This window comes from Pedobacter suwonensis (assembly GCF_007833675.1).
GTDB lineage: Bacteria > Bacteroidota > Bacteroidia > Sphingobacteriales > Sphingobacteriaceae > Pedobacter > Pedobacter suwonensis.
This window is the reverse complement of the sequence record NZ_CP031708.1, coordinates 5,302,877-5,315,312: the sequence shown is the minus strand read 5'-3', so window position 1 is coordinate 5,315,312 and position 12,436 is coordinate 5,302,877. Positions and strand designations below refer to the sequence as shown.

At 40.5% G+C, this 12,436-nt stretch carries 6 protein-coding genes; all 6 read right to left on the bottom strand.

Translation table 11 applies throughout. The annotated features are described in order from the left end of the window. Nucleotide 1 precedes the first annotated feature (1 nt). The 6 genes from DV942_RS21780 to DV942_RS21755 all read right to left on the bottom strand — a co-directional run bounded on the left by DV942_RS21780 (nucleotide 2) and on the right by DV942_RS21755 (nucleotide 12,386). Nucleotides 2–2,341: a DUF5117 and DUF5118 domain-containing protein gene (locus DV942_RS21780; protein WP_186462374.1), complete on the bottom strand. Its 2,340-nt coding sequence runs from the start codon at nucleotides 2,339–2,341 to the stop codon at nucleotides 2–4. Nucleotides 2,342–2,441: 100 nt separating this feature from the next. Beyond that, nucleotides 2,442–4,901, bottom strand: coding sequence for a zinc-dependent metalloprotease (locus DV942_RS21775; protein WP_145861040.1), 2,460 nt, complete (start codon nucleotides 4,899–4,901; stop codon nucleotides 2,442–2,444). A gap of 74 nt (nucleotides 4,902–4,975) precedes the next feature. After that, entirely contained in the window at nucleotides 4,976–5,920 is a 945-nt protein-coding gene (locus DV942_RS21770) for a putative zinc-binding metallopeptidase (RefSeq protein ID WP_145861038.1), read from the bottom strand. Nucleotides 5,921–5,946: 26 nt separating this feature from the next. Beyond that, entirely contained in the window at nucleotides 5,947–7,458 is a 1,512-nt protein-coding gene (locus DV942_RS21765; RefSeq protein WP_145861036.1) for a RagB/SusD family nutrient uptake outer membrane protein, read from the bottom strand. 3 nt (nucleotides 7,459–7,461) lie between these two features. Continuing rightward, the gene (locus DV942_RS21760; protein ID WP_145861034.1) at nucleotides 7,462–11,067 is read right to left on the bottom strand and encodes a SusC/RagA family TonB-linked outer membrane protein; all 3,606 of its coding nucleotides are present in this window, start codon (nucleotides 11,065–11,067) and stop codon (nucleotides 7,462–7,464) included. 158 nt (nucleotides 11,068–11,225) lie between these two features. After that, a complete protein-coding gene (locus tag DV942_RS21755; protein ID WP_145861032.1) occupies nucleotides 11,226–12,386 on the bottom strand; it encodes a FecR family protein in 1,161 nt (386 codons plus the stop codon). Nucleotides 12,387–12,436 lie beyond the last annotated feature (50 nt).

The following is a 12,436-nucleotide window of genomic DNA, read 5'->3' as shown; positions in this document are numbered from 1 at the left end:
ATTATCTGGTATTAGGTTCGTTATTCATTAACATTTTCATTAGTTGAAAATGCTCTTTTGTTAAAGGGTCTTTGTGGGTATTGGCTACCTGGTTAATGTGTTTACTTAATGAAGTGCGGTAAGCACTTAAAACAATACTGATATCACTTAAACCAGCATCGATTTTGTTTTTTGAAATTAAAGTCAGCAGGTTTTTAAGATAGTTATACTGAATATTGCGCTGATAAGTGCTTAACGCTGTATCTGGGTTAAAATCTAAAAAGATATAATGATCTACCTGATTAAACAGATCTTTTGTGCCAAAAACATTTTTTTCTCCTGAATTTTCGGCTTCCAAAAGATTTTTGAGCAGATCGGCAGTGGTGAGGTAATTAACGATCTTGTTTGAAGTTTTTGAAACCAGTGTTTCGGTATTGGAGCCATCCATGGATTGTGCCCTATCATTTCTGGTCCATGCCGGTACTTCTTTTAATACATTTTGGTATAAAAATTCGAAGGTGGCCAGTTGCCTTGCCTTTGGCACATAAACAGATGGTATACTGTTATAACCTTTCATCACCGCAAAACGCTGTTTGCCACCTATATTAGGTAACACACTGGTGGCATACTGGTCGTACGACATGATAAAATTGGCGGCGAGCAACATGTAGGTATCCCAGGTATCATCATTCATTTTAGATCCAATACCTTCCAGTTTCGGGTAGAAAGCTTTCAGTCGATTGATTCCAATCTGCGCGGCTTCTATATTTTGCGAAGATAAATCTTTAGCCTGTGCATAAGGGTTGTTCTTGTCTTCGGCCGAGTAATAAAGCGCAGGGTTTATTTTGCCTTCCTTTAAAAATGAGGCGCCATTGTTGCCATCCTGAAACTGACGGTACGCCCAGTTAATGGCCAGGTGATCATAGGCGCCTATATGCGGTAAAAACAGTTTGCTGTCAAATGTCTTTGAAGCAGGTAACATTAAATAGTTAAACTCTAACTGATCGGTAATTGAAGAGGTAAATCCGTGTTGGTTTACAAATTTGGGGTCGCTGAGTTGCTGTACGGTATAAGCGGCACTTGCCGCATAGTTTGGAAGCATGCCCAGCACTTCAGCCATGGCCTGGCTAACTTTAAACTTCAGGATATCCTGGCGTACTGCGGGCGAGGCTGCATCTTTTTGAATCCGCGGATCGTAAGCCCCACATTGTACAAAATACTTTTGCAACAGGTCGTCAATCATTAAATCGCTGAATGTTACCTTTGCAGTTTTAATTTCGGCAGTTCGGGGGTCTTCTATCAGATCTACCACTGCTTTCGTCGAAACCCCTGCCCAGGCCATCAATACGCTACCTTCCTCCATGGCTACCGGTTTACCGTTTTCAGGTAAAACAACTTTGATTGCGTTTTTAAATCCGGCACTTTCAAAACACTTGTTCCAAGCTAAAACACCATCTTTAACGGCGTTGATAAAAAACTGGGGTACTGAAGCATGGATATAAACCAGAATAGGCTGCTGAGGCTCTACCAGATTACCCGCCTTGTAGCTGGCAACATCCTGTGGTTTTACCAGTAAGTTCCACTTTTTAATTACCGTAATTTTTTTTGCTGCATAACCGGCCAACCCAAAATCAGTAAACTGGCGGGTATCAAAACCAATGCGTTTATCAGCGAGTTTGATGGGCATCTGCGCTTCAGAAAGCTGCTGTAATAACAAACCGAACTGCATGGTATTAGCTTGCTCTATACTTTTGCCATTATAATCACGTCCGGGATTATTCTGGGTTCTGACCACGTTAAAAAAAACACCGTTTTTAACTGCTTCAACCTGTTCTACCCCCGATCTGCTTGGATCTGGGTTGGCCATAAGGTTGTAGTTCTTAAAAGAAAAAAGTTCACCGCCCTCGATTAGTTGCCTGGTGATATCGATAATCACACTACCAGTATCTTTACCTGAAGCCTCTATTTTAAATGTAAAGCTAATGGGTTCAAGGGTTGAGCCACTCAATAATTGTGACATAGGTACGTTGTTAACGGCCTGTTCGCTATAATTATTTCTGGTGACATACAGGTTTTCGCCCGGTCCTTTCACAAACCTAAGTACACCTGACGATTTAGAGATTGCAGAAGCACCAAAACGGATATCTCCGGCCACCAGAATATCTTTATTCAATTGGTTTGGCCCGATCTGCAGGTAATATTTTTCATCAGCCTGGTAAACGGGAAATGTACCTGCTACCAGCTGTTTTTTATCTTTAATAAACTTTTCGAAATTTAAAGAAGCACTTTGTTTTGGCTGCTGGGCTACCACTGTAGAAGTAATGGCTAAAGCCAGCAACACCATTGTTAATATTTTTTTCATCCGTATCGTTCTGCTTTTAATGATCATTAAGCCATCATGATCAATATTTTTTTTTTAAAATCATTGTCGGCTCCATCTGTTTATTTATGTTCGCGCTGTACTAGCTTGCAGGCTTGCTCTCCTGCCATTGCTTTATCAATTCTGAAATGGCTCTCAAATGATCTTTCGACAGGTAATCGGTTTTGAGCTGTTGAGCGTCATCACAGGCTTTTTTAATCTTCTCCAGTTGCAGTTTCATTAAAATGGCTTCATTATTCCCAAAACTTGCCGGATTATATATTGAAGCCAACAGCTTGTTAATGTAATTCCGCTGCAGCATTCTGCGGTAATCAGAAATAGGCGCTACCGAATTTACATCACCAAAAATTCCCTGGTACAGGTCATCAAAAAATTCGTTAAGCGTGTAAGGGGTTTGCCCTGTAATGCGCTCGTTCTTCGAAATGGCAGAAAATTTATAAAAAACTTTTCCTAAAAAAGCTTCATAATCGGCCTGTACTTCACCGGCAAATACAAACCTGGTTTTATCGGTTATATTTTTAGGAAACAGCCAAACCGGTTCCTGAAAATAATAGGTATTAATGAAGGCCATGGCCTCTTTTTGTGTGGCACGGCCTACCGGAACAAAATTGGGCTTATCTTCTGCCTTAAGCGCCTGATCACCATATCTACCGCCTATATTTTTAACTACATGTGCCAGATATTCATTGTAACGGCTTGCAACGGAAGCATGCATCCTTCTCATCATGCTGTAATTTTCATCGTCATCTTTCTCCAGCCAGTTTTCCATGTTATTCATGATGTATTTAAGGTTTTTAATACCTAAAGCACCGGCTTGCATGGCATTGCTGCCCATATCTTCTGATTGTACGCGGGGGTCGGAAAAATCGCCTTCGGGAAAATAAAACAACCGCACATCTTTACGTTTCTCCGTCACCCAGTTTTTCAAAAATTCACCCTCTTTGTAGGCATTGTTCAGTTCAGGAAAATATTTGTATCCCCATTCAATCGCAAACTCATCATATACACCGATTTTCGGATGAAGTTCTTCCGGGGTAAATCCATCTTCAGGCTGCACCACATAGTTAAACCTGAGGTAATCCATAATAGAAGCACCAAAACCATTTTTAGCTACATAATCTCGTTTACGAACACTATCTACGCTATAACTGTGGCTGCCTGCAAAATCGTGACGCAGGCCCAAGGTATGCCCCACTTCGTGCGTAATTACAGTTTGTAACATCCGGCCCATAATATCTTTCGCCAGCGGCAGCTTACGGCCTCTCTGATCCATTGCTGAACACATGACGAAGTACCAGCGCTGCATTAAATCGGTAATGTTGTGAAAAACGGCCACGTGCGAACTCAGAATCTGACCAGAACGCGGATCAATCACCATGGGACCATAAGCATTTGCAGTGGTGGAAGGTTTATAAGAAATCACAGAATAATTGATATTATCCATAGAAAAATCGGGATCTTCTGCTGCCGTAGGTGCCATTTTGGCCACAATGGCATTTTTAAACCCTATTTTCTCAAAGACCTTTTGCCAGGCATCCACGCCGGCAATAAAATACGGTTGCAAATACTCCGGCGTATTCCTGTCAACATAAAAAACAATGGGTTGTGCAGGTTCAACCAGTTCGCCACGTTTGTATTTTTCTACATCCTGTGGTTTAGGCTCTATTTCCCAACGGGTGGCCAGGCCACGTTCTTCCAGTTTAAGGGGATTGCTGGAATAATCATTCAATCCACGTGCAAAATAACCGACCCTTTTATCGGCAAAGCGCTGTCGCATGGGTATGGCCGGCAACAAATACCAGCTTGCACCAACTTCCCACGCCGTTGGCCCGTTTTGAAGAGCGTTCTGGTTTTCCTGTGGCTGCTGAGGTTCAACAGGTCCTTCGCCTGAATTGGGCTTTTGGGCTAGCGCCCCGGGCGAATAATTGCGCAATGAACGGAACACCATGTTGTTTTTGTAGGCCGAAATTGCGGTTAGCCTTGATAGATTAGCCTGATAAGCGCCCAGGCCTAATTCTTCTTTTGCGCCACTTAGGGATAATATGGGCATATCTGCATTGATTGCCTGCGTAATATCGATGAGTACCGCACCTGCGTCGTTGGCAACCGGAGTAAAAGACATGATAATCTGCGATGGCCTTTGAGTAAGGGCATTATAGAAAATGCTATTGGCCTTCGGCGCATTATAGAACTGCGACTGTTCCATGTTAATTGCACCTTTTTTGTTTCTGTTGAATTTAAAAACCGCTTCATGTACCACATCTCCGGCAAAGCCGTAACGCTTTCTTGCATCTCTGGCTACCTGAGCAGAACCTTTGTTGATGACAATCATGGCGAGGATATCACGGTTTAACAGTGAATCCTGTAACTCCAGGTAATACTTATCATCCTGCTGATAAATGTTGAACACACCTTTGTAGGATATTGCATTCTGCTTGATAAATGTGCTGATAGCAGGTTGCGATTGGGACGCCTTTTGTGCCATTAAACTGGTACTTAAGCAAAGGCCGCCCAGCAACAACAACTTTTTTAGTAGTTTCATTCATTAGTGTTAAAAAGTATTGCCTGCTGTGTGTTACAGGCAATACTTAAGTGAAAAGATAAATCGACCAATTTCTACAGGCCCCTGGCTTTATTTCCGATAGCCTGAAGATCAACCTGAAAATTGTTAATAAAGTAGTTACGAACTATAGCATAGCGTTTTTTAATGATACCATTGCTGTCTTTAGTTGCGTTTAAAATACCTGCGGCACTTTTGTCAGTATTAACTACAGAACGATTAAGATCTGCTTCAGAAAGTGAAACCATCGCCATCACATAAGCATTCCAATCTGCAGTTGGTGTGATGGTATTGTTAGAATTGGCAATTAAACCTTTGCTGTACGCTACCGCCTGTGTTGAGTTGGTTGAAGCATAATCAGCGGAGTTCATAAATTCCACAGAAGGCAATATCATCCCTCTCTCATTAATGCTCTGGAAAAACACCTGATTTAATCGGGCTAAAAAAGCCAATTTCTCAGCCGCAGTTAATTGTGCAACTGTACTATTTCCGTAATTGATATAGATGTTATCGTAACTATAAAATGCAGGAATCTTTTTGATGTTTTTATTGGTAACATACGTTGGTGTAAAAACGAATGTCGTGTAGATAGAATCTACCTTATTGCACAGCAACAATTTCGCAGGCAAATACTTTTTTAAGAAAGCCGCCGGATAAAGCGTAAACAGGCTTTTATTAATGAGATCAACCTGAGCTTCAACAGCACTGGTTTCAGCAGGTGCCACATCAATTCCAGACCAACTTCCTGCAGCATCATTCAAAACTGGTCGTTTCCAACCTGTTGGAGTCCAGTAAGCATCACGTTCTGTAAATTGATACAACATATAGCTACCGTAGGTTTTGTAATAATTTACAATAGTTTGGTCAAAGGCATTATTTCCCTGTGGCAGCTTGTAAGTTAAATTGATATTGGAAGGGGTAAGTGTTTCTTCCTTTTTAGCACATGAACTAATGATAGCTATAGCTGCTAATAGTATGATGAGTTTAGAATAAATTTTCATGATTTTAAAGGTTTAATAAGAACAATTTATCTAGGATTTTGAATAAGTCCGGTGTTGGCCAACATCACATCATAAGGGATAGGCAAAGCAAATAGCGGACTATTTGGTGGCAACGTAAACGTGCTGGTTACATTATCTGGTCCGGTATAAATGTGGGTAACGCCCATACCCCATCTTTTTAAATCAATAAAACGGTGGCAGTCTTCCAAAGCCAACTCTCTTCTGCGTTCCTCTTTACAAAACGTATAAAGTGCTTGTGCATCGGTAATATTTACAGGCGTATAAACTGTATTTCTAGTATCGTACCTACTTTGTCTTAAGGTGTTCAAATCAGCCAGAGCAGCTGTTCTATCAGTGGTGTTTCCGCTAACAAGAAATCTACGGGCATAGGCTTCGGCACGGTTAAGATATAATTCAGCCACCCTAAATCCTTTAGTGCCATAAGTTGCGTTTACCGTATTTTTTGCAGTGCGATATGGAAACTTAGTGCCACTAGCTGTGGTGAACGACTGGAAATAATACTGATAACGCAAATCGCCGTAATTAGAAGTTCCGGTACCTTTATCGTACTGGTTACTTAAATCAGCCGATACGGTAAACGGAGGCAATGACCTATTATCGAAGTTAACGGTATTGATATCAGAATAAGAGCCCGAATAAATCCAAAGCACTTCGGGACTAGCTGCATTATAAATGCCATTTGGAGAAATTGCGTTATTGCTTCCTACAAAGCCAGCTAAAGAAGTAAGGATAAATTTGTTTTGCAAAGTTGCGGTAGCATACTGGATGGTTCTGTCCATATCTTCGTTCCTACCTTTATATAGATAAAAACGAGATAGCAGGGCATTACATAAATCGGCACTTACTCTAAAAACGTTAGTCGGTGTAAAGTTAGCTCTCAGTAGCGGCTCGGCCCGTAGTAAATCTTTTTCAACCTGATCGTAAACTTCTTTGAGTGAATTACGAGGCAAACCACCATCTTTAACCTGACTACTAAGTACCAATGGTACACCTAATGCGGTTTCAGGGTTTACACCTGCACCATTGTACATTTGACCATAAAGTGTAACCAATCTTAAATAGTAGTAAGCCCTTAAAAATAGGCACTGGCCTAAAATGGCATTTTTATCCTTTGCCGTACCCGATACATTATCCAGATAATCAATAATTACATTACATCCTTTAATTTTAGTGTAAAGTCTGGTGTATACATTAGCAGATGTACTGATGGTGTTATTTTGATCAAACATAGTTGGATTAAAAGTAAACATAGGCGTACCTGCCTGTAAGCTCGCCAGATAGGTAGGTATAGGTGCGCCGTTTACCTGTATTAAGGGATTATTTTGGATGTCATCCGTTAGTACATCAAAAGTCTCTATAGATACGCCATTGGGATAAGCATCACCGTTCATCAGTGAAGTTAAATCACCCGTTGATCCTGGGCGCATCTCCTCTTGGCTATATTCCTCTAAAAACTTTTTGCAGGAAATGGAGAGTGTCATGATCAGCACCAGGCTGCACAAAAATATTTTTTTCATCAGTTAAAAGCTTAGGTTTAGGTTTAAAGTATAGGTTCTCGTACGCGGCTGCCCGCCGTAGGCCACTTCGGGATCAACTCCGTTAAAATCATGACTATTGATTACAAAAGGATTAGATACGCCCCCACCCAACGACACATTTTTACACTTTATTTTTTTAACTACCGATTCTGGTAAAGTATAACTTACGTTGATGTTATTACAGCGAAAACTGGTCGCACTAACTACCCTATCAGTACTATAGTTGTAGAACATGTAGAGGTTTTTATAAGTCTGATCGTTATTTGGTAAGGCAACACTAGGCAGGCTACCATTAGGCAAAGCTGGAATTGACGCACCAGTATTAGATGGCGTCCACCTATCTAATATTAGTCTCGATAGATTTTCATATTCAGTAGGCAATCCGCTATTGTTAGACGCGTAATTGTACAAAGGCGCTAAAAATCTCTTTCCGCCCACTTGTAAATAAAAGGAACTACTGAAGCTTAACATTTTGTACCTAAAATTCATTCCTAAACCAGAGGTAAAATCAGGATCAAGCTTACCCATGTATTGCATAAATGAAGTAGGGCTTTTAGGATCAGCACCTGGTGCAACACTTAAATCAAAAGTTGGCTCGCCATTAGCCGGATTAATACCCGTGTATTTAAAGGCATAAAATGCTGAAACCGGCTGTCCTTCTACGTTGAGCTGACCAGAAGCAGCTGTACGCCAGCTTACCACTTGTGCACCGGTTTTGGTAACGAGGTTGCGATTTTTAGATGTATTTAAACTTACCGACCAGGTAAAGTTTCTAGTGCGTACCGGTACAAAATTAGCACTCACTTCATAGCCCTCATTTTTCATTGAACCGCCATTTACGTACATGTTAGGTACGCCGTATTCCAAAGGCACCGGTAACGTAGTGATCAAATCTCTACCTCTCTTCGTATAATATTCTATTGATCCGTTTACTTTATTTTGAAATAGATTCCAATCTAATCCTAAGTTTAAACTGGTTGTTTGTTCCCATCTTAAATCGCCGTAAGGTAAGTTGCCTATGGTAAGTAGTGACTCTCCAGTTAACGCATCAGTTGAATTAGCTGCTTGGCCTGTAGGAAGTTTGATAATTAAATCAGGACTTATATTGGCTGCGATGTTACGTTGGTAACCAAAAGAACTGCGTAAAGCTAAACCACTTAACCAGTTACTACTTTCAAACCATTTTTCGTTAGCAATATTCCAACGGAAACCACCAGCCCAAACGGGATTAAATTTCTCATTGGTGAATTGACCGAAGCGGTTAGATCTATCGTTTCTTACACTAAAGTTAAATACATATCTGCTGGCATAAGAATATGAAGAAGTTAGGTAAAGGCCCATGGTATTTACCCTCCTATCAGTGATACGAGGAATAGAAACTAACAAAGAATTTACTGTTTTTGCAGAAGTTACTGTTAACGGCAGCGTCGCGAATGATTTTCCTCTATCACGTAGATAACCATAAGCGGTAGCTTGATAGCCTTCGTAATTTGTACTGTTGGTTTCTATACCAAACATTGCTCCCACCGTATGTTTTCGACCGAAAGTTTTGTTAAATGACAAGTTGTTACGCCAGCCAAAAGTTCTATTGGTACTGGTTACCTCGTTAAACTCTCCACCTACAGGCAATTTGGAATTAATGTAGGCCGGATCTGAAGGTGAAATACCATATTCTGCAAACCTTAATGTCCTGGATACGTATTCTGTTTTTTCAGTGGCATATGTTGAACCATTGGTGGCAGATGAATTGTAGCTAAAAAGTGTTTGGAAACGAAAATTATTGGAAATTTGATAGTTCACATCCATACTTCCGTTGGTAGTTAAAACATTGTTAACGTTTCCGGTTTCATTTATCTCATTGATGATATTGAACATATAACCGGATGAGTTGCGGTAAAAACTCAATTCGCCATCAGGGTTATAAGCTGCGATTGCTCTGTTCACTTTAGTAGCATAATCATAAGGACTTACCTGGTAAAAGCCATTGGTGGTATTTTTTGACGCTGCCAAACGAATACTTAGCGACAGATTTTTGAAGACCTGGGAACTCATGGCCAAGCTACCAGTAATGCCCTTAGTGTCGTTACCTATAGCTGTACCATTATTTGTGTTATAGCCAAATGAAGAGTAATATCTGGTATTAGAATTACCGCCAGAAATACCTAAGTTATGATTGGTACTAACCGGGGCCCGGAACAAAATGTCAAACCAATTGGTATTCGCCGTTTCCATGGCTGCCACCCTTGTATTAAACTCATCTTCCGTAATGGTTTTTAGGTAAAGATATTCATTTAAAGCACCTGCGTAACCAATGTTGTTATTCACAAACGGTGAGGTTAAACCTCTTTCGAAAATTTCCCTTGAAACGGCAACACGCTCTTTAGAGTTCATCAGGTTAAGTTTCTGATAGGTTACCTTATCAGTAATACTGAAATTGGTAGAGTAGTTAATAGATGGAGGACCAACCTGTCCTTTTTTTGTAGTGATTACAATAACACCATTCGCGGCCCTAACACCATAAATTGCTGTGGCTGAGGCATCCTTTAATACGGTAATGTCTTGAATATCGTTTGGATTCAACCATCGGATAGAGTTACCAACAAAGGTTCTCAAATAGTCGAAATTATCAGAATTGATATTTCCTGCGGTATTTAACTCTTGTGCTTTAAAGGGAAGCGGATCTTCCTGAATGATACCATCTACTACCCAAATAGGTTCCTGCGAACCTACCAAAGTAGACGTACCCCTTACTCTCACGTTTTGTTTAGTACCCACCATACCACTGGTATTGGTTACTACTACCCCTGCCAGTTTACCTTGCAAAGCCTGTTCTAACGTATTGATCCCGTTTAGGTTTAAATCCTTAGCTTGAATGGTAGCTACAGAACCAACTACATCAGCTTTTTTAAGTATTTGGTAACCGGTAACCACCATTTCTTCCATTTCTTTAGCAGCCATGGAAAGCGTTACATCTATTACAGATTGATTGCTAACAGAAACCTGTTTGCTTTCCATACCTACAAATGAGAAGATTAAAGTAGCGGGTTCCTGCGCAGACACATCAATCTTGTACCTTCCCTCTTTATCTGTAGCTGTTTTTACATTTAATTCTTTTGAAAATACAGTTACACCCGGAAGGGAGCGATTTTCGGTATCTGCTACCCTACCCGTAACCATACGGTATTTACCCGCTGGCCTGGATGCGGGAGGTCCCATTTCTTGAGTGACGGTTTTCGATTTGATAATAATCGTTTTATTCTTAATGGAATAACTTAGCGGCTGATCTTTAAAACACGCTGCCAATGCACTTTCGAGAGAAGCATTTTTTACATTTATGGTTACCGGTGTCGTTTCGCTGATATGACTGGAAGTATATACGAAATCGTATCCCGTCTGTTTTCTGATCTCTTTAAAAACATCGACAATTTTGGCATTACTTTTTGACAGGGTAACAGTTTGTGCTTTACTGCTACCTAACTGAAAGGCAAAAATGGCAAACAAAAGTATGGCTACCTTTGCTGTAAAGCCCATATTTAGCCCAGTTCGACAGGCGCATGGCCCATCGTACAATGAAATGGATTTTTTCATACATTTGAATGGAATACCACATGCGGGCGCAATGGTATCCTGGTTTGTTTGGTTGTTTGGTTTAGTTGAATATATTCTTCATTTATACCGCTCCAAATTTACTGCCGGGGGTGCTTCATCTCACCTCCGGTTCTTTCTGGAAACGTAGCTATGTAAATTTATGGCATCACGATTACCCTCCTTCCTTCAATTTTGAAATGTACACCGCCGGTTTCTTCAAGCGACGAAAGTACATCCTGTAAGGGTTTATTTCTGGAGATGGCCCCTCCAAAGCTTTCTTTTGTTACCGGCCCGTTATAAACTACTTCTACATCATACCACCTGGCAATATCCTGCATAATCCGTTCTATCCCCACATTTGTAAACTGAAAATTGCCGTTTTTCCAGGCGATAACATCATCCACATCAACTTTATTTATATTAATAAGTCCATTAACAGCTGTTGCCTGCTCGCCGGGAACTATTTTTTTAGCGGTGTTACCATCAACCACTTTTACACTGCCCTCTAGCAGGGTGGCTTTAAGTGATGGTTCATTATTGTAAGCCCTTACATTAAAGTGAGTACCCAATACCTCAACAGATTTGTTATCAACCGTAATAATAAAAGGCCTTCTTTTTTGAATACCGTTAACAGCTGTATTTACTTTTGCCACTTCAAAATAAGCCTCGCCCTGTAACTTTAAACGCCGTTCGAAGTTTGATGAAAAATTTGCAGGCAGCGAAATACTGCTGGAAGCGTTAAGCCAAACTTTTGTACCATCAGGTAGTTCCACCTGGTAGGTACCTCCGTTTGGTGTTTTAATCTCCATCTCTTTAGTTACAGCACTCGTTTTATCTAAAGCTATTCCACCCCCATCTATATATTCGAGATCAGCAGAATCGATTTTTAAGCCGGGTTTACTATTGCTTAACTGCAAAATCTTTCCGTTCGATAGTTTCAGAATAGCCGTATTGGTTCCGGGTAAAATTTCACTTTTAGTTTTTTCAGGAGAAATCAGCATGTTAAACCAACCGGATTGATAGGCAATAAAACCAATAGCGAACACCAGTATAGCAGCTGCACTTGTAAACCAGATCGGAAAAAGTTTAGATTTTAAGGGTTTTACTTTTTCTTCTTTAATCCCGATTTCTATTTTAGCATAAAGACTTTTTTCCAACTCATCAAATCCGGTATAGCTGGTTTCCCGGAGATCGAGTTCTTCATCATTAAAAGAAGCATACCATTGCTCGTAGAAGGCTTTTTCTTCTGGCGTAGCAGTTCCTTGTTGCCACTTAAAGGCAATTTCTGGTATGGAATAGGTTTTGTCGCGTTGATCCAATTGTTTGCTGATTTAACATATAGTCACATCAACAAGGCCTAACCCTATAT

Bases quoted from the DNA above. Each gene is read 5' to 3' on its own strand.
- DV942_RS21780 (WP_186462374.1), bottom strand. From the start codon at position 2,341: ATGAAAAAAATATTAACAATGGTGTTGCTGGCTTTAGCCATTACTTCT.
- DV942_RS21775 (WP_145861040.1), bottom strand. From the start codon at position 4,901: ATGAAACTACTAAAAAAGTTGTTGTTGCTGGGCGGCCTTTGCTTAAGT.
- DV942_RS21770 (WP_145861038.1), bottom strand. From the start codon at position 5,920: ATGAAAATTTATTCTAAACTCATCATACTATTAGCAGCTATAGCTATC.
- DV942_RS21765 (WP_145861036.1), bottom strand. From the start codon at position 7,458: ATGAAAAAAATATTTTTGTGCAGCCTGGTGCTGATCATGACACTCTCC.
- DV942_RS21760 (WP_145861034.1), bottom strand. From the start codon at position 11,067: ATGAAAAAATCCATTTCATTGTACGATGGGCCATGCGCCTGTCGAACT.